The sequence below is a fragment of the Bradyrhizobium sp. S3.12.5 genome, assembly GCF_040548225.1.
Lineage (GTDB): Bacteria > Pseudomonadota > Alphaproteobacteria > Rhizobiales > Xanthobacteraceae > Bradyrhizobium > Bradyrhizobium cytisi.
Window position 1 is genome coordinate 33,810 of sequence record NZ_JBEPRF010000010.1, and the last position, 26,325, is coordinate 60,134.

The following is a 26,325-nucleotide window of genomic DNA, read 5'->3' on the forward strand; positions in this document are numbered from 1 at the left end:
GCCGGCATCGTGGGGTCAGCCGTCACCTCCTTCCGTGGTCAGAAGGTCGTGCGCGCGCAGATAGGCTTCGGTCAGCGAGCGCGAGAGTGCGCCCATCTGCATCATCAAGCTCCAGGCCGAAATGGCCGTGAGCACCGTGATCGCCTCGAGCGAACTGCGGTAGGGCCAGAATATCTCCATGGTTGCCTGCTGCCGGTAGCAGTCATAGTCGCAGTACCGCTCTTGCATGGAGGCATGCCGGAGGTAACTCGCGCCCAGCGGCCGGGCGCAGGCGCTACAGGTAGCGCCGAGGCGAGGTGTTTCCTGATTGACGAGCATGAATCTCAACGTCGTGCCCTCTCTTGCCGCCTCGACCGGTTCTCTCCTCAGGACGCCGCTCGCACACGCTCCCCGATCGGCGCCAACGCTTCGTGATGAAGCGCGTAGCATTCGTGGTCGCAGTAGGGCAGCAGCGTTCGGACGTCGCGCAAATAGCTGCCGCTGATCTCCTCGCAGCACCACAGACAGAACGTCTTGCGGAAAGGGGTCCTGCCGTTCACCAATATGAACCTCACGTGGCACCTCCCAGCGCGAAGCAATAGACCGTATCGACCAGGGAAGCGGACGGCGGCGGCGCGCAAAGATGGTTGCGGCCGTCGGGATTGTCCCTGTTTCGCTCGACTTTCTGGACCGGGATCAGGATGTATTTCCCGTCCTCCCGGCGCCGCGCGTAGATCTTGCCGTCGACATAGCGGATCTCGGTCGGGTAGCAATCCGCGCTGTTGCAGCAGCTCAGCACCGGATTGTCGGGCATGTGCCAGCTCGAATAAAACTTCTCGTGCAGAAGCTCGTCCTGAGGCGGATGGTGACGATGTGCAGCATCCGGTCCAACCTCGTCGGCCTTCACGCCCGTCATCAGGGGAAGCGGCAGCGCGATCGCCAGGAGGAGCTTGCCGACACGGTTCAACACGTAGCCTCCTGGTTCGGAAGTTTCCTGGTGACGGTCCCCGCGGCTGGTCCTTACGCCGCCTGGAACCGGAACAGCCAGCGGCGGTCGCGCTCACGGCGCGCCCTGAAGCGATCGAGACATTTCCGGGAGCAGAGCGGCGCTCGCCAGGAATAATACCGGATCAGGCCGAACTTCCCGCTGCAGACGGCGCAGCTTTTTGCGGCAGAAGGGCGCTCGGAGTGTTCGGGCTTATCGCACATGATCCTCTCCTCTTCGCCTCTGATGGGTGCCTCTGATGGTCCAGGCTCCCACGGGCGCTGATGCACGGTCATCACGTTCGTCAACGAAATGCGGCTTCTCAATCATGACCGGCCAGATCATCGGCAAGTCAGGCGCCGGCGAAGGCGAAGCAGGCCTCTTGGGTGCACGACACCGAGCTACTCGACGGTTCGTGCTTCGCGATCGACTCCACTGGATTGACGGTGAGACTAGTCCCCATGCGGCGGGCCGCTCAATTGTACGGAAGTAAATGCAGCGTATGACTAGGGTTGCGCGACCTATACATAGGTTTGTCCGGTAGTTTTCCGGAGTTTCGCCCGCGCGCAACGAGACGGCGCAAGCCTGGCAAGCTGCACGGAGGCCGCGAATTTCCGGTGCGGAAATCCCGCTTTGATCGGAATTGCCCCTCTTGGAGCAAAGTGCTCTACTCGCCCTGCCCCCAAGCGGGCCGGGACGCCTGCGATGATGCCTGGCCAGATCGCAAAATTAGGGAACTCGGCCGCGCAATTCCTGCTCGGCGGCCTTGCGGCGCTTCGATCTCTCGGCAATGCAGCGAAAGACGAGCCCGCGGCTGGAGAAGGCCGGCGGCAGGATAACGCCGACCTGCGCGACGCCGTAAAGCAATGGCGACAGGTGTTCGAGCACAATCCGGTCATGTACTTCATGGTCGATCCCGCCGGAACGGTGCTCAACGTGAATCCATTTGGCGCCGCGCAACTGGGCTACACCGCGGCCGAGCTGACCGGCCAATCCGTGCTGAACGTCTTCTTCGAAGAGGACCGCGATTTCGTCCGTCGCTGTGTCGGGCTGTGCCTGGAAACCGTGGACCAGTCGCACACCTGGGAGATTCGCAAGATCCGGAAGGACGGCTCGGTTCTCTGGGTCCGTGAAAACGCCAAGGCCATGCTGCGCGGCGACGGTACGCCCCTCGTGCTGGTCGCCTGCGAGAACATCACCCAGCGCAAGGAGGCGGAGGATGCGCTGCGACAGAGCGAGGCCTACCTTGCCCAAGCTCAGGAATTGAGCCGCACCGGCAGCTTCGGCTTGAGTCTGGCAACCCGCGAGGCCGTCTGGTCCAGGGAGACCTTTCGCATCTTCCAATGTGATCCGGAGGTAAAGCCGACCCTGGATTTCGTTTTCCAGCGCATCCATCCGGAAGATCGCGATGCGGTCAGCAAGACCCTCGATCGTGCCTTCCGCGACGTGGAGGATTTCGACCATGAGTATCGCCTGCTGATGCCCGATGGATCAATCAAATATCTCCATTCCGTGGCACGCGCGGTGAGACATGGATCCGGGCACATCGAGTTTGTCGGAGCCGTCACTGACGTCACGACTGCGAAGGAAGCGGAACAGAGGTTGCGCCGCAGCGAGGCCTATTTGACCGAAGCCCAGCGCCTCAGCCATACCAGCAGCTGGGCCTGGGACGTGCGTCGCCAGGAGTTCGCTTACCGATCGGCCGAACTCTACCGCTTGTTTGGATTCGACCCGGACCAGATCGATCTGTCGGCACGGGCTTTCCAACAGCGGATCCTCGCCGAAGACTTTGGCCGGATTGTCGATATGGAACGTCAGGCAATCCAGCAAAAGCAGCCTTTCGAAGTTGATTTTCGGATTATGCGTCCGGACGGTTTGGTAAGACACGTCCATACGGAGGGGCATCCCGTCATCGGCGGGGACGGCGATGTGATGGAAATCATCGGCACCCACGTGGACGTCACCGAGCAGTTTGCTGCAAAACAAGCGCTGCGAAAGGCCTTTGACGAGCTCAAGCAATCCGAGCAGCGATTCCGCGACTATGCCGAAACCGCATCGGACTGGTTTTGGGAGACCGGGCCGGACCACCGTATCACACGGATCTCGGAACATGCCGATACGGCCGGTGCCGTGCCCACGGGCGTGATCGGTCTCGCCCGTTGGGACATTCCGCCCGACGCCGAGCTCGAGCCCGAGAAGTGGGAGCGGCATCGCGCGACGCTCGATGCCCATCTTCCGTTTCGCGACCTGGTGTACCGAAGCAAGGATCGCAACGGATCTCCAATCTACGTGCGCACCAGCGGCAAGCCCTTGCACGATGCGAACGGCAACTTTCTCGGCTATCGTGGCGTCAGCAGCGACGTGACGGCGGCGATCCGAGCCGAGCAGGCCGAAGAAGCACTGCGCAAAGCGCAAGCCGAGCTTGCTCACGTCACGCGCGTCACGATGCTCGGCGAACTCGCGGCCTCGATTGCCCACGAGATCAATCAACCCTTAGCCGCCGTGATCTCCAATGCGGATGCCTGCATCGGATGGATCGACCGCGAGCCGGTCGAACTGAATGCCGCGCGCCGTTCCGTGGAATGGATCGTCGAGGACGCCAATCGCGCCAGCGAGGTGATCCGCCGGATCAGAGCGCTTGCCAAGAAGACCGAGATCGAGATGGCTCCACTCGACATGAACCAGCTCGTCAGGGAGACGGTGGCGCTCGTTCGGCGCGAGCTTGCCACCCATGCTGTGTCGGTGCGAATGGAGCTGGCGTCCGCTCTGCCCCGGGTTTGCGGCGACCGGATCCAGCTGCAGCAGGTGCTGATCAATCTGGTCATGAACGGGATTGAAGCCATGCACGCCAATGTGGAACGCCCGCGCGAGCTTGCGATCCGCTCCAGCCAGGTGAGCGAGCACGGCGAAGGCCGCATGCTCGTGACCGTGACAGATCGCGGAGTTGGCCTTGGCAACGGCGCGACGGAGCGCATCTTCACACCTTTCTTCACGACAAAGCCGAGCGGCCTGGGGATGGGACTGTCGATCTGCCGATCGATCATCGAGGCTCACGCGGGCCGGCTCTCGGCCTTCCCCAATGACGGGAGCGGTGCAACATTCCAGATTGCCCTGCCCTTGCCGATCGAGGACACGTCGTGACCGACCTTCCCAAGGCCGCGACGGCGCGGACAAGCGTCGACGATGCGATCGTCTTGATCGTCGATGACGATCCATCGATGCGCCGTGCGCTCACGAACCTCTTTCAATCCGTCGGCCTCAGGGTCGAGGCTTTCGGCTCGGCGGCGGAGATCATGGAAGCCAAGCCACCGGCGGTCCCCAGCTGCCTTGTGCTCGACATCCGCCTGCCGGGCTCGAGCGGATTTGACCTGCAGTCGGACCTCGCGAAGGCGAACATTCACACGCCCATTATCTTCATCACCGGTCATGGCGATATTCCGATGACCGTCAGGGCCATGAAGAGCGGCGCCATCGATTTTCTGACCAAGCCGGTGCGCGACCAGGACATGCTGGATGCGGTTCAGGCCGCGATCGAACGGGATCGCAGGCGGCGCAATATCGAGGAGTCGGTTGCGGGAGTGCGGTCCCGCTTCGAGGGTTTGAGCGCGCGCCAGCGCGACATCCTCATCCTGGTGGCGTCCGGTCTGATGAACAAGCAAGTCGCTGCCGAGCTCGGATTGGCAGAGATTACCGTCAAGATCTATCGCGGACAGATCATGCGGAAAATGGGCGCCAAGTCGTTGGCCGACCTCGTCAGAATGGTGGAGGCGCTCGGAATCTCACGCCCGGGAAGAAAGGTGCAAACCTAAGTATGCTTTTCAAGCTCGCTCCAAGAGCCCACCTTCCGCCAGATGCGGCACCGTGATCGGCGGCTCCCCGATCAGGAGCGATCATCTTGTCAATCCCCTCGGCTATTTCCGTCATTGACGATGATCGATCAGTCCGCCTTGCGACGAACAATCTGCTGACGTCGCGGGGATACACGGTCAACATCTTTCGCTCCGCTGACGAATTTCTTCAATCGGCCGAACTGAAGACAACGTCCTGCGTGATCGCGGATGTGCAGATGGCGGTCATGGGCGGCGTTGAGCTCTTGATGCACATGCGCAGCCTCGGTCACCACACGCCGTTCATCTTCATGACGGCCTTTCCCGACGATGCCGTGCGCGACCGCGCGCTGAAAGCGGGCGCTATCTGCTTTCTCGCGAAGCCCTTCTCCACGCCGGCTCTGCTTGAATGTCTGCGGATGGCCCTGTCCGGCTCCGATAAAACCGAGACGTGATACGCCGGCGCCGAGCCCCGGCGATAAGGTGCTCAATCCACCGTGATGTTGGCGGCCTTGATGATCGGCCACCATTTTGCGATCTCGGCCTTCTGACGCGCGCCGAGGGCTTCGGGCGTGAGCTGATCCTGCGGCGTCATCTCCAGGCCCTGGCCCTCGAGCTGCTTCTTCACGGCAGGATCGCTCAGCGCTTCTACGGCCGCCGCATTGAGCTTGGTGACGATCTCCTTCGGCGTGCCCTTCGGCACCCACAGGCCCGACCACAGCGTCATGTTGAAGCCCTTCAGGCCCGCTTCATCCGCGGTCGGGATGTCGGGCGCCGAAGCCAGGCGCTTGTCGTCGGTGATGGCGTAGGCGCGGATGGTGCCGGCCCGCACCTGGTTGATGGAGTTGGAGGTCTGGTCGACGATGACATCGATCTGGCCGGCGATCAGATCGTTCAGTGCGGGCGCGGTGCCGCGATACGGCACGTACTGCAGCTTGATGCCGGAGATGCTCTCGAAATAGACGCCGGCGATGTGGCTGCCGGATCCGGCGCCAGCCGTGCCGGCCGTCGGCGGCGACGGCCGCGATTTCAGCCAAGCCAGCAGCTCCTTCAGCGAGGTTGCGGGCACCGCGTTCTTGCTGACCACGATCATCGGGTTGCTCGGCAGCAGCACCACCGGCTCGAGATCGGAGACGAGATCGTAATTGAGCTTGTAGACGGCGCCGTTGGCGACGTGGGTGCCGAGATGGCCGAAGGAGATGGTGTAGCCGTCCGGCGGCGAATGCACGGCGCGCCCCACCCCGATCGAGCCGCCGGCGCCGGTGACGTTCTCGATCACCAAGGGCTGGCCGAGCGAGGTGCGCATGCGCTCGGCGAGCACGCGCGCCATCGCGTCGGACGGACCGCCAGCTGCGAAGGGCACGATGATAGTGATGGGATGCGACGGATAATCGTCGGCGCGCACGCTGCCTGCGAGAGCGAGAATACCGATCAGCCCGGCCCAGACGGCCTTGTTCATTGTGTTCTCCCCAACGATGTCGTTTTTGCTTTTATCTCTTCCCGCGTACGGGAAGAGAGGTCGTTCGTGAAGAGATGAAATGACGCGCTAGAACTGTGTGTAGTCGATCGGCTTGTGGCGATCGAGCGTGCGGGTGACCGGCGGCAGCGGGTATTTCAGGCCGGTCGCGCAGTTGAACAACATCACGCGGTCGGTCTTGCCGACACGGCCGTCGGCGAGGCTGTCCTTGTAGGCGGCATAAGTTGCGGCGCCCTCCGGGCACAGCAACAGCCCCTCCTCGCGCGCCACTTCGTTCAGCGCCGCCGAGATCTTGTCGTCGTCGACCGCGATGGCAAAACCCTTGCTCTGCCGCACCGCGCGCAAAATCAGGAAGTCGCCGATCGCCTGCGGCACGCGGATGCCGGATGCGATGGTGTGGGCATCCTCCCAGCGCGTGGCGTGCTCGGTGCCGGCCTCATAGGCGCGCACCATCGGCGCACAGCCCGAAGCCTGCACCGCGACCATGCGCGGGCGCTTCGAGCCGACGAAGCCGATCTTCTCGAGCTCGTCGAAAGCCTTCCACATGCCGATCAGGCCGGTGCCGCCGCCGGTCGGATAGAAGATCACGTCGGGCACGTCCCAGCCGAGCTGCTCGGCAAGCTCCAGCCCCATCGTCTTCTTGCCTTCGATGCGGTACGGCTCTTTCAAGGTCGAGGTGTCGAACCAGCCCACTTTTGCTTTGCCCTCGCCAACGATCTTGCCGCAATCGTCGATATAGCCGTTGACGCGGTAGACGGTCGCGCCCTGCAGCTCGATCTCGCTGACATTCACCTCGGGCGTATCGGCCGGGCAGAAGATCGTGGTCTTGATGCCGCAGGAGGTTGCATAGGCCGCGAGCGCCGCACCGGCGTTGCCGTTGGTCGGCATCGCCATATGCTTGATGCCGAGCGCCTTGCCCATCGACACCGCCATCACGAGGCCGCGCGCCTTGAACGAGCCGGTCGGCAGCCGACCCTCGTCCTTCACGATGATCTCGCCGCCGCCGAGCTTCTGGCCGAGCTTGGGCAGCCGGATCAGGGGCGTGGTGACTTCGCCGAGCGAGACGATGTCCTTGCATTTGCGCACCGGCAGCAGCTCGCGATAGCGCCACATGTCGGCGGGACGCTGGGCCAGCGCGTCCTTGGTCAGTGCCTTCTTCACACCGGCGAGGTCGTAACGCACCAGCAGCGGCTTGCCGGCCTTGGAAAGGTTGTGGACCTGATCCGCGGCATAATGATCACCCTCCATCGCGCATTCCAGATGCGTGACGAAGGTCGGGCGCTCGATGGTCAGGTTGTCATTGTCGTGCATGGGGTGATTTCCTTCTTATTTTGCAAACGGCTCTCGCCGCCGTCATTGCGAGCGGTGGGCGGCGATGGCGCCCGTCAAATATTCAGCACTCGCCCATAAGCATCCAGCACGGCTTCCTTCATCATCTCCGACAGGGTCGGATGCGGGAACACCGTGTGCATCAGCTCTTCTTCCGTGGTCTCCAGATTCATGGCTACGACATAACCCTGGATCAGCTCCGTGACCTCCGCACCGACCATGTGGGCGCCGAGCAGCTGGCCGGTCTTCTTGTCAAAGATCACCTTGACCAGGCCCTGGTCCTCGCCAAGCGCGATGGCCTTGCCGTTGCCGACGAAAGGGAAGCGGCCGACGCGGATCTCACGGCCGTTTTCCTTGGCCTTGGCTTCGGTGAGACCGACGGAGGCAACCTGCGGCTGGCAATAGGTGCAACCCGGGATCAGGTTCTTGTCCATGGGATGCGGATGCAGGCCCTTGATCGCCTCGACGCAGATCACGCCTTCATGCTCGGCCTTGTGCGCGAGCATCGGGGGGCCGGCGACATCGCCGATGGCATAGATGCCGGGGACGTTGGTCTTGCCGTAGCCGTCGATCACGATGCAGCCGCGGTCGGTTTTGACGCCAAGCTTTTCGAGCCCGAGATTTTCGATATTGCCGACCACGCCGACCGCCGAGATCACGCGCTCGAACTCGGTCGTGGCCGGCTTGCCCTTGCCGTCATCAATCGTGGCGACGACGCTGTCGGCCTTCTTCTCGAGCTTGGTCACCTTGGTCGAGGACATGATCTTGATGCCCTGCTTCTCCAGGCGCTTGCGGGCGAGGCCTGCGATCTCGGCGTCCTCGACGGGAAGGATCTGAGGCAGCACCTCGACGACGGTGACGTCAGAACCCATGGTGTGGAAGAACGAGGCGAACTCGATGCCGATCGCGCCCGAGCCGACCACCAGCAGCGACTTCGGCATCCGCTCCGGCACCATCGCCTCGAAATAGGTCCAGATCAGCTTCTTGTCGGGCTCGAGCCCCGGCAGCACGCGCGGACGCGCGCCGGTCGCGACGATGATGTGCTTGGCCTGGTAGCTCCCCTCGCCGAGGGTCCCCTTCGGTGCCTCGACGTCGGACTTCTTCACGGTGACCTTGCCGGGGGCATCGATCGAGGCGGCGCCCCAGATCACGCTCACCTTGTTCTTCTTCATCAGGAAGCCGACGCCGTCGTTCAGCCGCTTGGAGACGCCGCGCGAACGCTGCACCACCGCCTTCGGATCGAACGACACCTTCTCAGCTGACAGGCCGTAATCCTTGGCATGCTGCATGTAGTGGTAGATCTCGGCGGAGCGTAGCAGCGCCTTGGTCGGGATGCAGCCCCAATTCAGGCAGATGCCACCGAGATAGGCTTTCTCGACGATCGCGGTCTTGAGACCGAGCTGCGCGGCGCGGATCGCGGTGACATAGCCGCCGGGACCGGAGCCGATGATGATGACGTCGAAGGATGTGTCGGCCATTGCGGCTCCCATTCAACTTAAATTCGTAGGGTGGGCAAAGCGAAGCGTGCCCACCGCCGTCTAACGCTATGAAATAAGGTGGGCACGGCGCCTTGCGCCTTTGCCCACCCTACGTATCCACCGTTCTCGGCTCACACCATCATCATGACGGGATTTTCGATCAGCTGCTTGAAGGCGCCGATCAGCTCGGCGCCGAGCGCGCCGTCGATGGCGCGGTGATCGCAGGACAGCGTCACGCTCATCATGTTCGCGATCTCGATCTTGCCGCCGCGCACGACGGGCCGCTCCTCGCTGGTGCCGACCGCCAAAATGGTGGCGTGCGGCGGATTGATCACGGCGGTGAAGTGGCTGATGCCGAACATGCCGAGGTTGGAGACTGCGGTGGTGCCGCCCTGATATTCCTCGGGCTTCAGCTTGCGAGAACGCGCCCGTGCGGCAAAATCCTTCATCTCGTTGGAGATGGTGGAGAGCGTCTTGGTCTCGGCCTTGCGGATGATCGGCGTGATCAGGCCGCCGGGCATCGCCACGGCAACGCCGACGTCGGAATGGTGGTGCTTGACCATGCCGCTTTCGGTCCAGCTCACATTGCAGTTCGGTATCTTCTGGAGCGCGACCGCCATCGCCTTGATGACGAAGTCGTTGACCGAGATCTTGTAGAGCGGCTTCTTCTCCTTGTCCTTCGGAGCAGCGGCATTGATCTCCTCGCGCGCGGCGAGCAGCTTGCCGATGTCGCAGTCGATGGTCAGGTAGAAGTGCGGGACGTTCTGGATCGAGGCGGTCAGGCGTTGCGCGATGGTGCGGCGCATGCCGTCATGCGGGACGACCTCGTAGGAGCCGGGCTCGAATAGCGAGAGGATCTGCTTGTCCGACATGGTCGGGGCAATCGAGGGTGCACCGGACGGCGCCGCGGCGGGTGCCTTGAGACCCTTGCCGGACTTGGCCTGCTCGACGTCGCGCGCAACGACGCGGCCGCGCGGACCGGTGCCGATGACCATGCCGACATCGATGCCAACTTCCTTGGCGATGCGGCGCGCCAGCGGCGAGGAGAACACGCGGCCGCCCTGGCCGTTGCTCTGCGCAACCGGTGCAGCAGCGGCCTGCGGCGCCGAAGCAGCGGCAGCAGGCGGCGGAGCCTTGGGGACGGCAGGCGCAGGAGCGGCAGCAGGAGCGGCAGCAGGCGCAGCAGCGGCTTTCGGAGGCGCGGCCGACGCGCTGGGCTTGGCGGCACCAGCGGCCTTCACGTCCTCACCTTCGCCGGCAAGCACCGCGATCACGTCATTGACCGGCACGTCCTGCGTGCCCTCAGGCACGAGGATCCTGGCGATCGTGCCCTCGTCGATGGCCTCGACCTCCATTGTCGCCTTGTCGGTCTCGATCTCGGCGATGATATCGCCGGATTTGACCTTGTCGCCTTCCTTCTTCAGCCACTTGGCGAGGTTGCCCTTCTCCATCGTCGGCGAAAGAGCGGGCATCAGGATGTTGATGGGCATGCTGACCTCAAGAAGAATTTTGCAAAACGTCGTCTCCGACAGCGAAGACGAGCAGACCAGGTTTAGTTGCCGATGTCGCCCTGCCACAGGCGCTCATTGGCAGGGATGGAACGCCAATTCTTCATCATGGCGATGGAGCGGTCGTCGGCAAGGTCGAGCCAGGGGATTCCGAACTTGTCGAGAATATCCTTGGAACCCTCGAAGGTGACGGATTCCCCGATCACCACCAGCTGAACCTTGAACAAGCCGAGCGCGCCGGCACACATCGAGCACGGCGACAACGTGGTGTACATGACGGTGTCATGGAACGAGATCGCACCGGCTTCGCGCAGGCAGCTCATCTCGCCATGAAGGATCGGATTGTTCTCCTGCACGCGGTTGTTGTGACCGCGGGCGATGATCTTGTTGTCGCGCGTCAGCACGGCGCCGATCGGCAGGCCGCCTTGCGCAATCGAGGCTTCCGCTTCGCGGATCGCCTCCAGCATGAGATCGTAATGGTGGGATTCGATCGCCACGGTCAGTGTCCCTTCCCGCGCGGGGTCGTGGTGCCGGTGTCGGTGGGACGCTCGATTTCCGCCTGGAACATCTCGAGGATCCGGTTCATCGCGTCCTCCTCGGTGTATTCGCTCTCGCGCGCATAGGCGCGCGCGGCGTGACGGGCGAGATCGACGAGCAGCAGGCCCCACATGTCGGGCTCTTCGAAGGCACGCTGGAACGCCATCGACAGCCCGCCATCCAGCACGAACACGCGCAGGATCTCGACCGCGTCGTCGCGGGCGAGGACGTCGGGCGGCAATGGCTGCTCCTTCGGGCCCGCCATGGCCTACCTGTAGCAGACAGCTTTGGCGGCCTCGACCACTTCAGCCGCCGAGGGCAGCGCAAGCTTCTCCAGGTTTGCCGCATAGGGCATCGGCACGTCCTTGCCGGTGACGCGGGCGACCGGCGCATCCAGATAGTCGAAGGCGTTCTCCATGATGCGCGCAGCGATCTCGGCGCCGACGCCGCTCTGGGCCCAGCCCTCCTCCACCGTGACGGCACGGCCCGTCTTCTTGACAGAGTTGATGATCGTCTCGGTGTCCATCGGGCGCAGCGTGCGCAAATCGATCACCTCGGCCTCGATGCCCTCCTTGGCGAGCTCGTCGGCGGCCTTGAGCGCATAGGACATGCCGTTCGACCAGGAGATGATCGTGACATGGCTGCCCGAGCGTACGATCCGCGCCTTGCCGATCGGGATCACGAAGTCGTCGAGCTTCGGCACTTCACCGGTGTGGCCGTAGAGCATCTCGTTCTCGAGGAAGATCACCGGATTGGGATCGCGGATCGCGGCCTTGAGCAGACCCTTGTAGTCGGCGGCCGAGAACGGCGCGACCACCTTGAGACCCGGAATGTTCGAGTACCAGGACGCGTAATCCTGGCTGTGCTGGGCGGCGACGCGCGCAGCCGCGCCGTTCGGTCCGCGGAACACGATTGAGCAGCCCATCTGTCCGCCGGACATATAGAGCGTCTTGGCCGCAGAGTTGATGATCTGGTCGATCGCCTGCATGGCGAAGTTGAAGGTCATGAACTCGACGATCGGCTTCAGGCCGGTCATGGCCGCGCCGACCCCGACACCGGCAAAGCCATGCTCGGTGATCGGGGTGTCGATGACACGCCTGGCGCCGAATTCCTGGAGCAGGCCCTGGGTGACCTTGTAGGCGCCCTGATATTCGGCGACCTCTTCGCCCATCACGAAGACGTCGGCGTCGCGGCGCATCTCTTCGGCCATGGCGTCGCGCAGCGCTTCGCGGATGGTCTGCGTCACCATCTCGGTGCCGGCAGGCACTTCGGGATCTGGCTCGGCGACGGCCTGCAGCGCAGGCGCGGCCTTTGGCGCGGGCGCTTCGGCCTTGGCAGTGGCGGGAGGTGCGGATTCCGCAGCCTTCTCCTGCTTGGCCGGCGCGGGCGCCTTGGCCAGATCGGCGGCACTCTCGCCGTCGGCGAGGATGGTCGCGATCGGCGTGTTGACGGCGACGTCGGCGGTGCCCTCGGGGATCAGGATCTTGCCGAGCGTGCCCTCATCGGTCGCCTCGACCTCCATGGTGGCCTTGTCGGTCTCGATCTCGGCGATCACGTCGCCGGACTTGATCGTCTCGCCCTCTTTTTTCAGCCATTTGGCAAGGTTGCCCTTTTCCATCGTGGGCGACAACGCGGGCATCAGCACTTGAATTGGCATATCTTCTCCAAAAGAAAGCTTGCGCGCGTTTCAGCGGTAAACGTCGGTCCAGAGCTCGGCGGCATCCGGCTCGGGATCGTGCTGGGCAAAGTCGGCGGACGCGTTGACGATGTCGCGCACTCCGGCGTCGATCGCCTTGAGGTCGGCCTCGCTGACCTTGGCCGCGAGCAGTCGGTTGCGCACCTGCTCGATCGGATCCTGGTCGTGGCGAACCTTCTCGACCTCCTCGCGCGTGCGGTACTTGGCAGGATCGGACATCGAGTGGCCGCGATAGCGGTACGTCTGCATCTCCAGGATCATCGGGCCCTTGCCGGAGCGGCACCAGGCGGCAGCTTCATCAGCCGCAGCCTTGACCGCGCGGACGTCCATGCCGTCAACCTGCATTCCGGGGATGTTGAAAGAGGCGCCGCGCTTGGAGAAATCCTGCTGCGCGGAGGCGCGCGAGACCGAGGTGCCCATGGCGTAGCGGTTGTTCTCGATGACGAAGATCACCGGCAGCTTCCAGAGCTCCGCCATGTTGAAGCTCTCATAGACCTGGCCCTGGTTGGCCGCGCCGTCGCCGAAATAGGTGACGCTGACATTGCCATTGCTGCGATAATTGTTGGCGAAGGCGAGACCGGTGCCGAGCGAGACCTGGGCGCCGACGATGCCGTGGCCGCCGTAAAAGTGCTTCTCCTTGCTGAACATGTGCATGGAGCCGCCCTTGCCCTTGGAATAGCCGCCGCGGCGGCCGGTGAGCTCGGCCATCACGCCGTTGGCTTCCATGCCGGTGGCAAGCATATGTCCGTGATCGCGATAGCCGGTGATGACCTGATCGCCCTGCTTCAGGGCCATCTGCATGCCGACCACCACGGCCTCCTGGCCGATATAGAGGTGGCAGAAGCCGCCGATCGCGCCCATGCCGTAGAGCTGACCGGCCTTTTCCTCGAATCGCCGGATCAGCAACATGTCGCGGAGCGCCTTCAGCTCCTGCTCCCTGGTGAACTCCGGGGGCGAACCGCCGTCGGTCTTGTCTTGTGGGCTGCTTGCGGCGGCTTTCTTGGGGGCGGCCATGGGAATTCCGGGTCAGAGAAAACTAAGCCCTCTCTAACCCAACTCAATCGCGTGTGAAAGCACCGCAGCGACATGGCACGACTTTCATTATGCCGCACTGCAACGTGGCCGAAATTTTGCAAAATCTTTGGGCTTGATCAGGCAACATTCGGCTTTGGCAATGCTCGGCTCACCAGCCGAGCTCTCGCAAATACGTTGCGCGGGCGGCAACGCCGGTGTGTGTGAAGTCGGTGAAGACCCCGTCGACGCCGAGACGGAAAAATTTGAGATATTCCTGGGCCGGATCGGCGTGATAGTCGGCCGCGAGATATTTCTTCTCATTCCGGAACGTGAAGACGTGGACGAATAGGCCGAGCTTGTGCGCGTCGGCGATCAGACTGGTTGCCTCCTGCGTCGATGCCTCCGGCGTCGAGGACTTATAGGGCGTGCCGTCGGCATTGCTGTCCTTCCACGGCGCGATCTTGAGCGGAACGATATAGGCTTTCCAAGGGCCGATGCCGTCGGCATAGGTCTTGATCTCGGCGAGGCCCACCGGGGTCAGCATCGCATCGTACAGGCGCGCGTCACCGGCCACCGTCCAGTCGAACGGACGGGAGTTGGTGATGTTGTTGAGCAGGACCTTGCCGGTCTTGAAGTCGATGCCGTTACCATCGATGAGCTGAACCTGCCGCGTCTCCAGGCCATGGCCGCGCATATATTTCAGGCTGCCGGGCTCGAAACTCTGGACCAGGATCGGCGCGTCCTTGGTGTTGAGGCCGTTGTCCTTGATGATCTTGATTAGGGCATCCTCGAGTGGATGGCTGCCCGGCGCGCCGCAGCCGTTGGCGATGGCCTGCGCATTGTTCCAGGTCGGGTTCTTGGTTTCCGGATAGACCAGGATGGGACGCCCGGTCTCCTTGCTCTTGGCCTTGGCGATATCGAGGATGTCCTGGAAGCTGATAACCGGGAATTTGCCGTTGAACACCTTCGGCCGCTCATTGGCTGCATCGTAAGTGGTGCCCCCGATCCACTGCTTCAGCTCGGCCATGGTGAAGTCGGTGATCGACCAGTCGTTGGTGTGATCTTCGCCGTCGACGATCAATGACTTCAGCACCGATTTGGGATCGGCCGGATCGGTGAGATCGACGAGGTAGTCGGCGGGCCCGTTGGTGGGAGAAGGCGCCTTGACATGCACGCCGGGCACCGTGCGCTTGCGGGCCGCGACCACCGCATTGGTCTTCGCCACCTCGGCCACGTCAGTGTTGTCCGCGAGCCAGGGGTTGTGGCGCGCGACCAGGACGCAGTCCTTGGTGAGGTGAAGATCCTCTTCGAGCGCGTCGGTTCCGAGCGCTGCGGCGAGATCATACGAGGCGTCGGTCTCTTCGGGCACCAGCCCCGGCACGCCGCGATGGCCGAGGATCAGCGGCGCCTTTCCGTCGACGGTCAGGAAGGGTTTGGCGCCTGATGGCGACGAGGCGGTCTGTGCATATGCCATCGACAGCGGCAGGAATGCCGCGCTGAACAGCATCGCTCCAATACGCAGCATCCGTCGGGAACGATCGTTCGTCATGACAAGCCTCCATCTTCGCGGCAACGCATCAATGCCGGGCTTGCTGTCTTGTCTTAAGACTCTGACATACGGATGACGGCGGAAGGCAGGCGATTCAGTTCTGCGGGATCATCCGAACGAGATCGTGCGGATTGACATAGTCGAGCTGGAACCGCGCCCGCTCATCCAGCATGTCGGGATCGATCTTCTCGGTGCGCAGCAGCGAGACGCGCTGCTCGCTGCGGGCGCGCTCGCGCTTGAGCTGGGCGAGCTCGCTGGTCAGCGCGATGATCTCCTGGTCGAGCTCCTGGCGGGCGTTGAGGCCGTATTTGCCGGTATAGGCGTTGACGCCGAAATAGCCGACGATGGCGGCCGCCATCGCATAGAGGGCGAGACCGGTCAGGACCGATTTGAGGCGGGCGCGAGATACCATTTTGGCAAGATGGGGCAGCTTGGTTAAGGGAGTGCTAATCTTCCCTTTCCCGTATTACGGACCCGTCATGCCCGGGTTTATCCTTGGTTTATCCCGGACATGACGGAGGCTCGAACCGTATCAGCCGTGATGCTTGGCAACGTGCGCGGCGAACGCGTCGATGTAGGCCTGGAGCACGGGCTTGAGCGACTCCTTGACCAGATTGCCCTCGGCATCAAAAGCGTCGCCGACCGCATTCAGATAGATCTCGGGCTGCTGCAGGATCGGGCCGGCAATGCCCGGCAGGATGTTCTGGAGCGTCTTGGCGGCGCTGACGCCACCGAGCGGGCCCGGCGAGTTGGAGATGATACCGACAGGCTTGCCGTTGAACGAGCTCTTGCCATAGGGCCGTGAGGCGACATCGATAGCGTTCTTCAGCACGCCCGGGATGGCGCGATTGTATTCCGGCGTGACAAAGATGACGCCGTCGGACTTCTGCAGCTTCTCGCGGAAAGCCAGCCAGTCGGCCGGCGGCGCGCTTTCGAGATCCTGGTTGAAGAACGAGATGCCCCCGAGCGTCACGACCTCGAGCTTGAGAGATGCCGGCGCGAGCTTGGTCAGCGCATTGGCGATCTTCCGAGAGAAGCTGTCCTTGCGCAGGCTGCCGGCGATCACGACGATATTGTAGGCCATGGGTTGTCCTTGAGATCTGGAGCGAGAGTTCCGCGGCAGCACTTAAGCGATCCGGACTGATGGATGCAAGTGCATGAACCGACCCGATTTGGAAACGCTGAGTTTCTTGAAAGCAGATGGTCGTCCAAAACAACCGGGCCGCCAAGCGGCGGCCCGATCTTTCGTGCATATCTGCAAACGGGATCAGATCGTCGGATTCCACGCCGACGGGATCAGGCGATACCTGGCGCCGTCCTTCTCGACATGGCCGACCGAAGGGAAGGTGAAGTGGAAGCCGACCACGGTCGCCTTCTCGGCTGCCGCCATGTCGTAGAACTTGTGGCGGGTCTCCTGCGCCAGCACGCCGTCGGTGTCGAAGGCCACGTGCCAGTCCGGATTGCGCAGGAACAGCTCGGGAATGTTGGTGACGTCGGACTGGATCAGCACCTTCTTGTCGCCCGAGGCGACCGCGAACGAAGTGTGACCGGGCGTGTGGCCGGGCGTCGCGATCGAGGTGATTCCGGGCGCGACCTCCTTGCCCCATTCATACTTCGTCACCTTGGACTCGATGCCGGCGAAGGTCTTCTTCACGTTGGCGAAGTAGTTCTTCATCATGTCGCTGGATTGCGCCTTGGCGGCGTTGTCCTCGCTGGTCCAGAACTCCCAATCCTTCACCGGCACCATGATCTCGGCATTCGGGAACGCGAGCGAGCCGTCGGCCAGGCGGATGCCGTTGGTGTGGTCGGGATGCAGGTGCGACAGCAGCACGATGTCGATGCTCTTCGGATCGACGCCGGCGGCCTGCAGGTTTTGCAGGGTGCGGCCGACGGCGCCCTTGCTGGGCTCCAGATTGGCGACGCCGTTGCCGGTATCGATCAGCACGAGCTTGGAGCCGATGTTGATGAGCTGCGGATTGAACGGGACCGTGACCATGCCCTTCGGCATGTAGGCGGCGTCGGCAGCGGCGAGCGCTTCCTCCTTCGGAATGTTGGCGACGAACTTGTCCGGCATCGGGAAGCTGCGCGCGCCGTCATTGATCGAGGTGCACTCGAAGCTGCCGACCTTGTAGCGGTAGAAGCCCGGCGCCTGCGCGCCGGCTTGCGGCACCGCGGCATTGGTTGCGATTGGTCGCAATCCCGTGACGGCGGCCGCGCCGACTGCAGCGGCGCCTGCAAGCAGATGACGGCGATTGAGATCGGTCATGGAGATGTCCCCTTCTGAGCGCGTTACGGTTTTTCCGCTTTCAACGCGGCGGAATAATCTCCCGCTTCTCTCAGAAGGCAAGACCTCTTTTAGGTAACCTGCCGTCGCCGATCACGAAGATTTATTCGGATTGATGAGGAATTTTTCGCCGGTGGCACGTTTGGCGTACACCGCGATATTGGCGGGATCGAGCGCCTCCTGCAGCGACACCACCTTGGTGTAGTGGCTGGCAAAGGTGGTCTTTAATTCGCTCACGACGCGCTGACGCAGCCGTCCGATGTCGGCAGGTCCGATCTTCTGCAGGAACGGAGTCAAGAGCCAACCGCCAACGCCCCAAGCCATGCCGAAGCCGCGCGGCAGCTCGATCGGACGGATATCGAGCGCGCCGTAGACGTAAACCTGCTTGTGCACGCTGGAGCCGTAACGGCTGTATTCCTTCGCGGTCTTGTTGATCGCGATTTCCATGCAGTTGAGGATGTCGCCGGCGAGCTTGCCGCCGCCGATGGCATCGAAGGCGATGGTCGCGCCGGTCTCGACCAGCGCGGCCGTGAGATCGTCGAGGAAATCAGGCACGCTGGAATCGACAACGTGCTTGGCGCCGATCTTCTTCAGGATCTCGGCCTGCTCCTTGCTGCGCACGATGTTGACGAGCCCGATGCCGTCCTTGATGCAGATCTTGTTCAGCATCTGACCGAGATTGGAGGCGGCTGCGGTGTGCACCAGCGCCTTGTGGCCTTCGCGCCGCATCGTCTCGGTCATGCCGAGCGCAGTGAGCGGATTGACGAACCAGGATGCGCCCTCTGCCGCCGTCGTGCCCTCGGGCAACGGCTGGCAGTCCCTCGCCTTCAGGGTCCGGTACTGCGCGTACATGGCACCGCCGATCATCGCGACGGTCTTGCCCATCAGCGCCTTCGCCGCATCCGACGAGCCGGTCTTGATGACGACGCCGGCACCCTCATTGCCGACCGGCAGGGATTGGTCGAGCCGCGCACCCATTGCGCGCATCGCACCATCAGGCACCTTCGCGGTGATGACGGGCGCCTCTTTCGTGCCAGACGCCTTCGCCGTGCTCATGTCGGCGGCGCCGACGAGCAGGCCGAGGTCGGACGGGTTGATCGGCGCCGCCTCGATGCGGACGACGACCTCGTCATCCGCGGGCTCGGGAGTCGGCACGTCCAGAAGCAGGATCTCGAGCTCTCCGCTCTTCTTGATCAGCGAACGCAGTTGCAGTCCGGTCTTGCCGTCGCTCATGTCGATCCTCCCCTGTCCTTGTTCAAGCGCTGGCTTATGCCAGCGCCTTCAGTGCCGCCTTGCCGCCGTAGAGCGCCTGCTTGCCGAGCTGCTGCTCAATGCGGAGGAGCTGGTTGTATTTGGCGGTGCGATCGGAACGTGCAAGGGAGCCGGTCTTGATCTGACCGCAATTGGTGGCGACCGCGAGGTCGGCGATCGTGGAATCCTCGGTCTCGCCCGAGCGGTGCGACATGACCGAGGTGTAGCCGGCCTTGTGCGCCATCTCGACGGCGGCGAGCGTCTCGGTCAGCGTGCCGATCTGGTTGACCTTGATCAGGATCGAGTTGGCGCGGCCGGCCTTGATGCCTTCGGCGAGACGCTTGACGTTGGTGACGAAGAGATCGTCGCCGACCAGCTGGCACTTGTTGCCGACGAGGTCGGTGAGCTCCTTCCAGCCGTCCATGTCGTCTTCCGACATGCCGTCCTCGATGGTGACGATCGGATAGCGGCCGACGAGGTCGGCAAGGTACTTGGCCTGCTCGGAGACCGAACGGGTCTTGCCCTCGCCTTCATAGACGTACTTGCCGTCCCTAAAGAATTCGGTCGAGGCGCAGTCGAGGCCGATCACGATATCGCTGCCAGCCTTGTAGCCGGCCTTGCCGATCGCGTTCATGACGAACTCGAGCGCGGCGTCCGCCGACGGCAGGTTCGGGGCGAAGCCACCCTCGTCGCCGACATTGGTGTTGTGGCCGGCCTTCTTCAGCTCCGACTTCAGCGTGTGGAACACTTCCGCACCGTAGCGCAGGCCCTCGGCAAAGGAGGACGCGCCCACGGGCAGGATCATGAACTCCTGGAAGTCGATCGGGTTGTCGGCATGCACGCCGCCATTGATGATGTTCATCATCGGCACCGGCAGCAACCGCGCCGAGGTGCCGCCGACGTAACGATAGAGCGGCATGTCGAGCGAATTCGCGGCCGCCTTGGCGCAGGCGAGCGACACGCCGAGGATGGCGTTGGCGCCGAGCCGGCTCTTGTTCGGCGTGCCGTCGAGGTCGATCATGATCTGGTCGATCTGCGCCTGCTGCTCGGCATCGAGGCCGCTCAGGGCCTCAAAGATCTCGCCATTGACGGCGCCGACCGCCTTGGTGACGCCCTTGCCGAGATAGCGGGTCTTGTCTCCGTCGCGAAGCTCGACCGCCTCATGGGCGCCGGTGGAGGCGCCGGAGGGCACAGCGGCGCGGCCGAGCGCGCCATCTTCCAGCACGACGTCGACCTCGACAGTGGGATTGCCGCGGCTATCGAGGATTTCGCGTCCGATGATTTCGATGATGGCGGTCATGAGGGCCTCTTTTCGGGGAGCAAAGGGGGGCAGTTGGCGGTGCTTCTACCGCAATGCATCGAAGCGGAAAAGGCCGGGTGACGGCCGCGCCACGATTGGCTAAGAGGGCCGCTCGGAGGCGGCCTCATGTCGAAAAAACCCAGCAAATCAAGCAACTCACGTTCAGATTCCCCTGCCCTGCAGCTCGGCCGTGCCGTGGAATGGCCGGATGCGCCCGAGAAGGCGAAGCTCGACCGAGTCCCGAATCCGCAAGGAGGGACCGAATATCTGGTCCGTTTCACCGTGCCGGAGTTCACCTCGCTCTGCCCGGTGACCGGCCAGCCCGATTTCGCCCATCTGATGATCGACTACGCGCCCGGCCAATGGCTGCTGGAGTCGAAATCGCTGAAACTCTACATCGCGAGCTTCCGCAACCACGGCGCCTTCCATGAGGACTGCACCGTGATGATCGGCAAGCGCATCGCCGCCGAGATCAAGCCGAAATTCTTGCGCATCGGCGGCTACTGGTACCCGCGCGGCGGCATCCCGATCGATGTGTTCTGGCAGACCGGCCGCGTGCCGAAGGGCCTATGGTTGCCCGAACAAGGCGTCGCGCCCTATCGCGGCCGGGGCTAGTTGGAGACCCGTGACGATGACATCGATACCTGCAAAATTCCGCGGCGTTGCCTTCGGCCTTCTTGGCGTCCTGTGGTTCACCGGCGCGTCCCACGCTGCCGAAGTCCGCGTGATGATCTCGGGAGGATTGACGGCGGCCTTTCAGGCGCTCGTGCCTGAGTTCGAGAATGCCACCGGCAACAAGGTGCTGACCGCCTACGGGCCGTCGATGGGCACCACCACCAATGCGATTCCGGTCCGGCTCGAGCGCGGCGAGCCGGCGGACGTGCTGATCATGGTGGGCTACGCGCTGACCGATCTCGTCAGCAAGGGCAAGGTCGTGGCCGGCAGCCAGATCGATCTGACGCGATCGCCGATCGGGGTCGCCGTGAAATCGGGGGCGCCGAAGCCGGACATCAGCTCGGTAGACGCAGTCAAGCAGGCGCTACTGGCCGCGAAGACGATCGCCTATTCCGACAGCGCCAGCGGCGTCTACGTCTCGACCGAGATGTTCGACAAGCTCGGAATCACCGAGGCCATGAAGGACAAGGCGCGAAAGATCCCGGCGACGCCGGTCGGCGAGATCGTCGCGCACGGCGAGGCCGAGCTCGGCTTCCAGCAGATCAGCGAATTGAAGCCCGTGAAGGGCATCGACATCGTAGGTCCCCTGCCGAAGGAATTGCAGCAGATCACGATCTTCTCGGCCGGGATCGCGACCGTATCGAAAGAACAAGAGGCCGGCCGGGCCCTGATCAAATTCCTCGCCTCGCCCGCGGCCCGCGACGCGATCATCGCGAGCGGGATGGAGCCGATCGGGCCTTAGTGTCCACGAGAGCAGGCTCGCGGGCAGATCAATGCCCGCTCAGCACCAGCGTCTTGACCGGCAACAGCAGGGCCTGAATCCGCAGCAGCATGGCGTGCACAAGTCCGGTCGCATCGACGATGTGCAATGCGAAGCTTTTGAACGCGCCGATTTTGCCCGACGCGATCAATTCGTGATTGCTGGTGTAGGCGTTAGCAATGCAACTGCTGCCCGGCGTCACACCCTCTAGGCCGCCCTTGTAGATCGGCTCCATGAAAACGAGAATCGTGCCGGGTCGAACGGTATTCTGCACTTCAAGCAGTTGCTCACCGCCTCTGAACTGGCCCGCTGCGATGTAATCCTGCACGTCCGTGACCACCATCGGAATGATGGTCCATGGCTTTGAAATGCAGGCGGCCTCGGCCACCATTCCGACTTTCATGACTTGCGCTTCGATCTGACCGAACCCCGCCGAAAGTGCGCGTTGCCCAGCGCCTTCGGGGATCAGGACGCCCGCGGACCGCAGCATGGGATTAACGACGTCGCCCGGCCGCAGCAGGAATTGTTCGACACGGCCGTCCACGCCGGCGCGAACGTAGGTCTTGTCCAGATCGACCTGCGCTTCAGCGAGCACGGCTTCCGCGCTTGCCTTCTCTGCCGGGAGAAGCGCGCTGACACGCGTCGTTACGGACTGCCTTGCCGCAGTTGCAGCATCGACCGAGCCCTGACGGCCGGCGACGGCCACCTCGAGCTTTTCGATATCCCGCTGCGGCACGATCCCCGGATTGCGTCTCTGTAGCTCGCGCTTGACGTCGAGTTCGTCGTTGGCCTGTTGCAATGCGCTCTTGGCTTCCTGAATCTGGCCTTCCGATTTGAGAATATCGGCCTGCGCCGTCAGCATCGATGCATCGACTTCGGCGATCTTGCGTTTCGCCGTCTCCAGCGACGCCTGCTGTTTGGAATTGTCGAGCCTGAAGATCACGTCGCCTTGCTTGACCGGCGCGCTGTAGTCGACATGAACCTCTGCCACCCGTCCGGTAATCTCGGGGACGATAGGCACGGTCCGATAGTACAACGTAGCCGATGTGGTCGACGGGTGATAATAGAAAATCATCGTAATCAGCGAGACGGTCAGCATCAGGCAGGCAATGATGCCAAATCGCAATTCGAACCAGACCGAATAAAGCGTAATCTCGTGCCCGAGGCGCTTTCCCTGCCGATATCGGCGATAGAGATAGTCGGGAAATATTGTCAGGAGCGAGCAGAGCAGCAGCTCAAGCATGACCGGCCACCTCGCTCTTGGCGCTCTCAGCCTTGGCGCTCTCGGCCTTGGCATCGCCGGCCACAGGAGGTTGCGCAGGACCAGCTCCATTCGATGGCTCGGTCGGATCTTGCTCCGGCGCGACGCCGGCCATCTTCTCGACCGAGCCGGCAATCTTGCGCAGCGGCGTGCTGAAGTCGGGCAGATCGATCATGGCGAGGAACAGGCCGATCACCCAGAACAGGTGGTTGTGCGTGAACAGCGCCAGCAGTCCCAGTACGGCCACGATCTCAAACTGGAATTTCTGCGATTTGTGAGCCTTCCGCTCCGGCAAAGTGTGCAGGTGCAGATAGATATTTCCGACTGCGAGAACGGCGCCGACCAGAACGATTCCGACGACAACCATCAGGACATCGGTGTCTCCCGGCGCGGTGATGAAGGAAGGCAGGTGATGCGGGGCGGCGGGATGAAGCGATTCACTCACGCGTCTCTCCCCGAAATTGCATTGGGAGCCGGCCGCTCCAAATTCATTCTTTCACAATGCCGGAACTTGGCAAGCACAAAGCTCGTGCCACACCTTCAAGATGCGCGTCGGCCCGTCTCGTACGCGCTGGGAAAACAAGCCTTCGCGTTTGCGCGCATCAGCCGCCGCGCCAACAATGAAGCTGTCGCCTTCAGCCGTGAGCGAGCTCGACTGGCTCGACGGATTGGCGGCCAACGGGCGTGCACGCGACTACGGCACGACCAATACCGGCACGCTTCCGTTGACGAGAACTTCGGATGTCTGACTTCCCAGGAACAGCTTCCTGAGGCCGCGACGTCCATGCGAGGCCATGACAATCAAATCGCAGCCCCTGGACTTTGCCGTTTCGACAATCGCGGTGGCTGGGTGCGCGTTCGGAACGTGTAAGAGCTCTACCGGCAGCCCGCTCCGCTCTGCCATGGACCGAGCTTGATCGAGCACCTTGCCCGCGCGCTGCTTGCAGGCTGCGTCAAACTGATCAATCTCTTCTTGCGAGGGAACCCATCCCGAATCGAATCCGCCGCCATAGTCGATCGGCAGCGGTTCCGTCACGGTGACGATTGTCGCTTTGGCATTCAAGGCCTTTGCCAGAGCAATTCCATGCTCAACGCCTTTTCTTGCGACATCCGAGCCATCGGTGCTCAAGAGGATATTGGCGTACATTGGGTGGCTCCTTGCTGATTGCCCCCTGCAAGTGATGCCTCCGAATATGGTCCGATCCCGGCCTCCGGTCTATTCGCTTTTATTTCAATCTCAATATCTCGGCCCGCGAAACACTGGCCTCAGGCACGCGCGTCGGACGGTGCCCGCGGCTTGAGGAGCGCGGCGCAGGCAAGGCCCAGCAGCACCATGAGCACGGCACTCGCGACCAGCGTCGGCGCCTTGCCGGTATGCGCAAGCCCGAACCCGTAGGCCAGCGGTCCGACCGTCTGGCCCATGAAGAAAAAGAACGAGTGCAGCGACATCGCCGTCGCACGCGCCTCGACCGACAGCTCGCTGGCGAACACCTGCAGGCAGCCGTGGATCATGTAGAAGCCCCAGCCCATCAGCAGCATGATGGCGAATTGGACTTTCCAGCCGGGCCCAAGAGCGAGTGCCGCGAGCTGGAGCGCGACGAGGCTCGCGCCTGCGATCATCATGCCCCTGACGCCCAGTCGCGGCAGGAAGCGCGAGACCGTGAACGTGTAGAACAGCCCACCGACCGCGAAACCCGCGATCACGATGCCCGCGATCGACAGCGAGGTCTCGCCGAGATCGAACAGCAGGGCGGCGATGAAGGGAAACAGCCCGAACACGCAGCAGCCCTCGACGAACACGGCCGAATAGCAATAGCGCGCGTTGGGATTGGCGAGGATGGTGCGATAGCCCTGCCGCAAGGTCTTCAGGTCGCTCCTCGGCTGAGCCGTCAGGGCGGCGCCGCGAAAGCCCGCCGCGACCGCGACAGCCGCGATCAGCCCGAGCGCCCCGATGATCACGAGCACGCCGCGCCAGCCGACGAGATCGCCGATGATGCCCGAGGCGGTCGCGCCGAGCAGATTGCCGGTCATCGAACCGGCAAGCGTGCGTCCGATCGCCACCTGCCGCTTGGCTGGTGCTACCAGGTCGGCGGTGAGGCCGAGCGCAACCGGGAACACGCCACCCGAGGCGATGCCGGCGAGCATGCGGCTCGCGAACAGGCCCGAGAAGGAGGTCGAGAGCGCGCCGAGAACGCAGGCGACGCCGAGCAGCGCCAGGCACAACGTCATCAGCCGCGCCTTGCCGAACAGATCGGCCGCCGCGCCGACGATCGGCTGGATCAGCGCGTAGATCAGGGCATAGCCGGCCGCGATGCTCGCCGCCGTCGTGATGCTGATCGAAAATTCCTCCGCGATGTGCGGCAGCACCGGGTCGAGCGCCCGCGTCGACAATGCAGCCGAGAAGCTCGCAAGCGCGATGATGTTGATCGCAGGCGGAAACCTCTGGTCGGTCGACGGCCTGGCCACGGGCTCGTGCATCAGTGCATTTGGCCCTTGGCGATCGTATCGAACGCCATCAGCGTGCGGATCAAGCCTTCGAACTCGCGCAGCGGCACCATGTTGGGCCCGTCCGACGGCGCCCGATCCGGATCGGGATGGGTCTCGATGAAGACGCCGGCGACACCGACGGCGACCGCCGCGCGCGCCAGCACCGGCACGAATTCGCGCTCGCCGCCGGAGGACGCACCCTTCCCGCCCGGCTGCTGCACCGAATGAGTCGCGTCGAAAATCACGGGCGCACCTGTGGTGCGCGCCATGATCGGCAGCGCGCGCATGTCCGATACCAGCGTGTTGTAGCCGAAGGACGCGCCGCGCTCGGTGACGAGCACGTTGGGATTGTTCGCGCCGGTGATCTTGGCGACGACATTCGTCATGTCCCAGGGGGCGAGAAACTGGCCCTTCTTGACGTTGACGACCTTGCCGGTTGCAGCCGCGGCCAGCAGCAGATCGGTCTGCCGGCACAGGAAGGCCGGGATCTGCAGGACGTCGACGGCCTGCGCGACGTCGGCGCATTGCGCGACATCGTGCACGTCGGTGAGCACTGGCAGACCGAGCGAGGACCGGATCTCGGCGAAGATCGGCAGCGACTGCGCCAAGCCGAGGCCACGCTCCGCCGAGGCGCTGGTGCGGTTGGCCTTGTCGAAGGAGGTCTTGTAGACGAGGCCGATCTTCAGCCGCGCAGCGATCTCCTTCAGCGCGGAGGCGACCTCCAGCGCATGCTGGCGGCTTTCGAGCTGGCACGGGCCGGCAATGATCGAGATCGGCAGTTCATTGCCGAACTTGGCCGTGCCAACAGTGACGACCGGGGCCGCGGATGATGAAGAGCTCAAGGCCAATTCCCTCGTTTCGCCGCGACCATAGCGGTGATGAGGGGCCGATCAACCCCATTCGGCCCGGGCTATCAGAATATCAGGGT

At 63.2% G+C, this 26,325-nt stretch carries 26 protein-coding genes; 5 read left to right on the forward strand and 21 right to left on the reverse strand.

Going from position 1 to position 26,325, the window contains the following annotated elements:
• Nucleotides 1-15 precede the first annotated feature (15 nt).
• Entirely contained in the window at nt 16-228 is a 213-nt protein-coding gene (locus ABIC09_RS16050; RefSeq protein WP_354083016.1) for a hypothetical protein, read from the reverse strand.
• Between the two features lie 322 nt (nt 229-550).
• Nucleotides 551-949 (reverse strand): hypothetical protein, encoded by a 399-nt coding sequence (locus ABIC09_RS16055; RefSeq protein ID WP_246230135.1) that lies wholly within the window; start codon nt 947-949, stop codon nt 551-553.
• Between the two features lie 720 nt (nt 950-1,669).
• Here ABIC09_RS16055 and ABIC09_RS16060 point away from each other — a divergent pair.
• The 3 genes from ABIC09_RS16060 to ABIC09_RS16070 all read left to right on the forward strand — a co-directional run bounded on the left by ABIC09_RS16060 (nt 1,670) and on the right by ABIC09_RS16070 (nt 5,246).
• Complete coding sequence (locus ABIC09_RS16060) at nt 1,670-4,105, forward strand: PAS domain S-box protein (protein ID WP_354109865.1); 2,436 nt, start codon at nt 1,670-1,672, stop codon at nt 4,103-4,105.
• Nucleotides 4,106-4,182: 77 nt separating this feature from the next.
• A complete protein-coding gene (locus ABIC09_RS16065; RefSeq protein ID WP_502917676.1) occupies nt 4,183-4,773 on the forward strand; it encodes a response regulator transcription factor in 591 nt (196 codons plus the stop codon).
• An 86-nt stretch (nt 4,774-4,859) separates the two neighbouring features.
• Nucleotides 4,860-5,246 (forward strand): response regulator transcription factor, encoded by a 387-nt coding sequence (locus ABIC09_RS16070; RefSeq protein ID WP_187435143.1) that lies wholly within the window; start codon nt 4,860-4,862, stop codon nt 5,244-5,246.
• Between the two features lie 32 nt (nt 5,247-5,278).
• Here ABIC09_RS16070 and ABIC09_RS16075 read toward each other — a convergent pair whose 3' ends face one another.
• From ABIC09_RS16075 to eno, 14 genes are all read right to left on the reverse strand, one after another.
• On the reverse strand, nt 5,279-6,250 hold the full coding sequence (locus ABIC09_RS16075; protein ID WP_354109867.1) for a tripartite tricarboxylate transporter substrate binding protein BugD: 972 nt from the start codon (nt 6,248-6,250) through the stop codon (nt 5,279-5,281).
• A gap of 87 nt (nt 6,251-6,337) precedes the next feature.
• Nucleotides 6,338-7,579 carry a threonine synthase gene (locus ABIC09_RS16080; RefSeq protein ID WP_354109868.1) on the reverse strand — a complete coding sequence of 414 codons (1,242 nt, stop codon included), beginning with the start codon at nt 7,577-7,579 and terminating at the stop codon, nt 6,338-6,340.
• Between the two features lie 74 nt (nt 7,580-7,653).
• Nucleotides 7,654-9,075: a dihydrolipoyl dehydrogenase gene (gene lpdA, locus ABIC09_RS16085; RefSeq protein WP_354036997.1), complete on the reverse strand. Its 1,422-nt coding sequence runs from the start codon at nt 9,073-9,075 to the stop codon at nt 7,654-7,656.
• 131 nt (nt 9,076-9,206) lie between these two features.
• Complete coding sequence (locus tag ABIC09_RS16090; RefSeq protein WP_354109869.1) at nt 9,207-10,565, reverse strand: pyruvate dehydrogenase complex dihydrolipoamide acetyltransferase; 1,359 nt, start codon at nt 10,563-10,565, stop codon at nt 9,207-9,209.
• 62 nt (nt 10,566-10,627) lie between these two features.
• A complete protein-coding gene (locus ABIC09_RS16095; protein WP_354083022.1) occupies nt 10,628-11,080 on the reverse strand; it encodes a nucleoside deaminase in 453 nt (150 codons plus the stop codon).
• 2 nt (nt 11,081-11,082) lie between these two features.
• Nucleotides 11,083-11,385 (reverse strand): DUF5076 domain-containing protein, encoded by a 303-nt coding sequence (locus ABIC09_RS16100; protein WP_015685879.1) that lies wholly within the window; start codon nt 11,383-11,385, stop codon nt 11,083-11,085.
• A 3-nt stretch (nt 11,386-11,388) separates the two neighbouring features.
• The gene (locus tag ABIC09_RS16105; RefSeq protein WP_354109870.1) at nt 11,389-12,777 is read right to left on the reverse strand and encodes a pyruvate dehydrogenase complex E1 component subunit beta; all 1,389 of its coding nucleotides are present in this window, start codon (nt 12,775-12,777) and stop codon (nt 11,389-11,391) included.
• 30 nt (nt 12,778-12,807) lie between these two features.
• Nucleotides 12,808-13,830, reverse strand: coding sequence for a pyruvate dehydrogenase (acetyl-transferring) E1 component subunit alpha (gene pdhA / locus ABIC09_RS16110; RefSeq protein WP_148753738.1), 1,023 nt, complete (start codon nt 13,828-13,830; stop codon nt 12,808-12,810).
• 169 nt (nt 13,831-13,999) lie between these two features.
• A complete protein-coding gene (locus ABIC09_RS16115) occupies nt 14,000-15,379 on the reverse strand; it encodes a glycerophosphodiester phosphodiesterase family protein (protein ID WP_354109871.1) in 1,380 nt (459 codons plus the stop codon).
• A gap of 94 nt (nt 15,380-15,473) precedes the next feature.
• Nucleotides 15,474-15,791 carry an FtsB family cell division protein gene (locus ABIC09_RS16120; protein WP_148753737.1) on the reverse strand — a complete coding sequence of 106 codons (318 nt, stop codon included), beginning with the start codon at nt 15,789-15,791 and terminating at the stop codon, nt 15,474-15,476.
• A gap of 120 nt (nt 15,792-15,911) precedes the next feature.
• Nucleotides 15,912-16,463, reverse strand: a complete 552-nt coding sequence (locus ABIC09_RS16125) for an NADPH-dependent FMN reductase (RefSeq protein WP_148753736.1) — start codon at nt 16,461-16,463, stop codon at nt 15,912-15,914.
• Nucleotides 16,464-16,646: 183 nt separating this feature from the next.
• Nucleotides 16,647-17,645: an MBL fold metallo-hydrolase gene (locus tag ABIC09_RS16130; RefSeq protein ID WP_354109872.1), complete on the reverse strand. Its 999-nt coding sequence runs from the start codon at nt 17,643-17,645 to the stop codon at nt 16,647-16,649.
• A 111-nt stretch (nt 17,646-17,756) separates the two neighbouring features.
• Entirely contained in the window at nt 17,757-18,896 is a 1,140-nt protein-coding gene (locus tag ABIC09_RS16135; RefSeq protein ID WP_148753734.1) for a zinc-binding dehydrogenase, read from the reverse strand.
• 34 nt (nt 18,897-18,930) lie between these two features.
• Entirely contained in the window at nt 18,931-20,214 is a 1,284-nt protein-coding gene (gene eno / locus ABIC09_RS16140) for a phosphopyruvate hydratase (RefSeq protein ID WP_148753733.1), read from the reverse strand.
• Between the two features lie 126 nt (nt 20,215-20,340).
• Here eno and queF point away from each other — a divergent pair, with 126 nt between their 5' ends.
• Nucleotides 20,341-20,829 carry a preQ(1) synthase gene (gene queF / locus ABIC09_RS16145; protein WP_354037005.1) on the forward strand — a complete coding sequence of 163 codons (489 nt, stop codon included), beginning with the start codon at nt 20,341-20,343 and terminating at the stop codon, nt 20,827-20,829.
• A gap of 16 nt (nt 20,830-20,845) precedes the next feature.
• Nucleotides 20,846-21,631 carry a substrate-binding domain-containing protein gene (locus ABIC09_RS16150; protein ID WP_354109873.1) on the forward strand — a complete coding sequence of 262 codons (786 nt, stop codon included), beginning with the start codon at nt 20,846-20,848 and terminating at the stop codon, nt 21,629-21,631.
• Nucleotides 21,632-21,659: 28 nt separating this feature from the next.
• Here ABIC09_RS16150 and ABIC09_RS16155 read toward each other — a convergent pair whose 3' ends face one another.
• The 5 genes from ABIC09_RS16155 to kdsA all read right to left on the reverse strand — a co-directional run bounded on the left by ABIC09_RS16155 (nt 21,660) and on the right by kdsA (nt 26,239).
• A complete protein-coding gene (locus ABIC09_RS16155) occupies nt 21,660-22,892 on the reverse strand; it encodes an HlyD family secretion protein (protein ID WP_354109874.1) in 1,233 nt (410 codons plus the stop codon).
• Nucleotides 22,885-23,355: a hypothetical protein gene (locus tag ABIC09_RS16160; RefSeq protein WP_354037009.1), complete on the reverse strand. Its 471-nt coding sequence runs from the start codon at nt 23,353-23,355 to the stop codon at nt 22,885-22,887. The genes ABIC09_RS16155 and ABIC09_RS16160 overlap by 8 nt, the downstream gene beginning before the upstream one ends.
• A 249-nt stretch (nt 23,356-23,604) precedes the next feature.
• The gene (locus tag ABIC09_RS16165; RefSeq protein ID WP_148753728.1) at nt 23,605-24,057 is read right to left on the reverse strand and encodes a universal stress protein; all 453 of its coding nucleotides are present in this window, start codon (nt 24,055-24,057) and stop codon (nt 23,605-23,607) included.
• A 119-nt stretch (nt 24,058-24,176) separates the two neighbouring features.
• Nucleotides 24,177-25,388, reverse strand: a complete 1,212-nt coding sequence (locus tag ABIC09_RS16170; RefSeq protein WP_354109875.1) for an MFS transporter — start codon at nt 25,386-25,388, stop codon at nt 24,177-24,179.
• Nucleotides 25,388-26,239 carry a 3-deoxy-8-phosphooctulonate synthase gene (kdsA, locus tag ABIC09_RS16175; protein ID WP_354109876.1) on the reverse strand — a complete coding sequence of 284 codons (852 nt, stop codon included), beginning with the start codon at nt 26,237-26,239 and terminating at the stop codon, nt 25,388-25,390. The genes ABIC09_RS16170 and kdsA overlap by 1 nt, the downstream gene beginning before the upstream one ends.
• Nucleotides 26,240-26,325 lie beyond the last annotated feature (86 nt).